This is a genomic window from Bradyrhizobium sp. (genome assembly GCF_049691595.1).
Taxonomy (GTDB): domain Bacteria; phylum Pseudomonadota; class Alphaproteobacteria; order Rhizobiales; family Xanthobacteraceae; genus Bradyrhizobium.
The window spans coordinates 1-2,801 of record NZ_JBAVNZ010000318.1 but is presented as its reverse complement, the minus strand read 5'-3'; the positions used below and the strand labels follow the sequence as shown (position 1 = coordinate 2,801).

2 protein-coding genes and 1 pseudogene are annotated in these 2,801 nt (G+C 61.6%); 1 reads left to right on the top strand and 2 read right to left on the bottom strand.

What is annotated here, in order from left to right; translation table 11 throughout:
- On the top strand, positions 1-263 hold a 263-nt coding region (locus WCE35_RS14040), incomplete at its 5' end, for a glutathione S-transferase C-terminal domain-containing protein (protein ID WP_424593945.1).
- 258 nt (positions 264-521) lie between these two features.
- On the opposite strand, the gene WCE35_RS14035 is transcribed toward WCE35_RS14040, so the two are convergent.
- Both WCE35_RS14035 and WCE35_RS14030 read right to left on the bottom strand, forming a co-directional pair.
- The gene (locus WCE35_RS14035) at positions 522-2,303 is read right to left on the bottom strand and encodes an adenylate/guanylate cyclase domain-containing protein (protein WP_424593944.1); all 1,782 of its coding nucleotides are present in this window, start codon (positions 2,301-2,303) and stop codon (positions 522-524) included.
- 277 nt (positions 2,304-2,580) lie between these two features.
- Positions 2,581-2,801, bottom strand: a pseudogene (locus WCE35_RS14030) (pyridoxamine 5'-phosphate oxidase family protein); the annotation flags it as partial.

The following is a 2,801-nucleotide window of genomic DNA, read 5'->3' as shown; positions in this document are numbered from 1 at the left end:
CGGACGAGGACATCGATCTTGCCGTCCGCTCGCTGTTTTCGCTGTCGGTGCAGCTTGGGGACAAGCCCTATCTGATGGGCGAGGAGCCCTGCGGCACCGATGCCACCGCGTTTGCCGCGCTGGCCGGCATCCTGACGCCATTCTTCACCTCGCCATTGCGCGAGCGCGCCGAGCACTTCAAGAATCTCACCGCCTATGTCGACCGGATGATGCTTCGCTACTATCCGGATTTCGCCTGGGCGCCGCTGCGAGCGGCGGCCTAGTCGGCCGCTTCAGCCAAATTGAACGGGGTCATTTTGAAGCTTCACGCTTACTGTTTTGGCTCCCAGCAGAGGCGGAACCCTTTGGACCAGGGCGCGTACTTATGAAATCGAGCTTGATTACTGCGGCTTCGTCGATGTCCGCCGTGCCCCGAATAACGACCGAGCTTTGCGCTGCAGAAAAATTTCGCGATGTGCCAAGAGCGGAAAAGGCGCGCCTTGTTCTGACTGACAACAGAGCATGTTCCGTCGAACGGTTGGCTAATCGGGTAGGCCCGACATTTGCAACGCATCGCGCAAGCGCCCCTTGTCCTCAGGCCGCTTCCAAGCAAACCAGCTCCGTAAGTACGAACCAATTGTAAAGTCTGGGCGCATCGCAAGGACGCGTCGCCCCGCGTCTTGCGCCGCCAGAGTATCACCGGCCACGGATCGGCAGGCCGCCAGTAACGCGTAGTGATCGAAGCGGTCCGGTTCCACCGGCTCCAAAGCGCCTATCGCCTCGGTCACGCGTCCGGCCATGAACAAAGCTCGTACAAGGTCGAGATAATAGTGATGGGCCGAGAACGGATCGAGACGCATCGCGCGTTCGATCCACGGTATTGCCGCCACCGGTTCGCCCAGGTAGGTCAGGTTGATGCCGCGCTGGGCGACGAGACGCGGATCATTCGGATTCTGCGCCATGGCGCGTTCCAAATGGTATTCGCTTTTTGCGAACAGGCCATCAAGCAGGGCTAAGCGGCACATGAGGCGGTGACATTCGGTATCGCTCTCGTCGAGCCGCGCTGCGGCCTCAACCAACCGCGCGATTTCCGAAAGCTTGGGCGCAGGATGGCGATATCCAAGGACTCGCGCTTGGCCGAGATTGCAGGCCTTCCAAGCATAGGCCGCAGCAAAGCGCGGATCGAGTTCGATCGCCCGGTCGAAACTTGCTTCAGCTTCCCGATTCGCCTTTGCGTTATACAGGTGATGGTGGTACTTCCCGCGCAACAAGTAGTCGTAGGCCTCTAGCGAATCGAGCTTCTTGCGGGCCGCCGCCTCAGTAGCCGCCGCTTCGATCCGCGCTGGCAGCACTGCCACGATACTGCTCGTCACGTCATCTTGAATTGCAAAGACGTCTTGCAGATCGCGGTCGTAGCGCTGCGCCCAAAGGTGCTTGCCGCTGAGAGCATCGATCAGTTGCGCGGTGATTCGAACGCGGCTGCCGCCGCGCCGTACACTTCCTTCCACGACGTATCGCACGCCGAGTTCCCTCGCCACCTCCGCGATCCGCACGGCTCTTCCGCGATAGGTGAACGAGGAATTGCGGGCCGTGACGAACAGATCTGGGTAGCGCGACAGTTCGGTGATGATGTCCTCGGCAATGCCGTCGGCAAAATAGATATCCTCGGCGCTGTCGCTCATATTGTCGAAAGGCAGGACGGCGATCGAGGGCTTCTCGGGGAGCGCTAGCGACGCCTTTGGTGCGGCGGCAGCATCGGGCTTCTTGGCCGTGTCGCTCCGCACTCGATACGCCCGCACCGGCCGAGCAATGTTCTTCAGCTGCTGATCGCCCATATTCTCGAAGGAAACCGTTAGCTTGCCAGTGACATGCCGGTAAACGTCGTCTGACACGCAGATGCCGCCGGGCTCCGCCATTCCTTCAAGGCGCGCTGCGACGTTCACGCCGTCGCCCAGAATATCATCGCCTTGGATTAACACGTCGCCGAGATTTATCCCGATGCGGAAGAGCATGCGCCGATCTTCCGGCACGGCCTCGTTGCGCTCAGCCATCACCTTCTGGACGCCGACCGCACACTCGACCGCCGCAACAATCGACGAGAACTCTAGCAGGACGCCGTCGCCGGTGGTCTTTACGATCCTGCCGCCAAAGCGAGCCACGATAGGATCGACGGCGGCGCGATGGTCTTGCAGCGCTTTTGCGGTGCCCGCCTCATCCAACCCCATCAGCCGGCTGTAGCCCGCCAAGTCAGCGGCGACGATGGCCGCGAGCCGACGGGCGACTGGCATCGTCACCTTCTCACCTGAACCCGAGGATCGCACCATCGTGGTCCCCCTTTACCGCGCGGAGCCGCGCGTGCGGCTCGAAGCATACCACAGCACCTACATGGCGGCATGGGTGCGGAGGCAGGGTTGGAGGGATAAATTACCTCAGATATTTTTGCGGCCCGCATGTCCGTTCCGGGTCATTCGCGACCAGGTCGAGCCGATAGCCGATCGAGCCGTGTGCGCTGTGCCTCGAAACCGGAAGTTTCCAGAGCCTCCGCGAGGCCCTGGACGCCCAACAGGATTTCGAACCTTTCAGATTAGCTGAAGCGGGCGCCTAGCCTGCCGGGTTGGGCTGGCCCTTCAACGCGGCCAGTTCGGCTTCGAGTTCCTTGATGCGCGCGTCGCGCGATGCCAGCGCGGTCGCGACGTCGGCGCCGTCGAATTTTTGCGGGATGTGCTGCGGGCAATTGGTGTCCCATGCCGAAATCGTAAACAGGATCACCTGCTCGGGCCGTGCCTTGTAGCCTCGCGGCATCAGCTGCTCCAGCAGCGCCG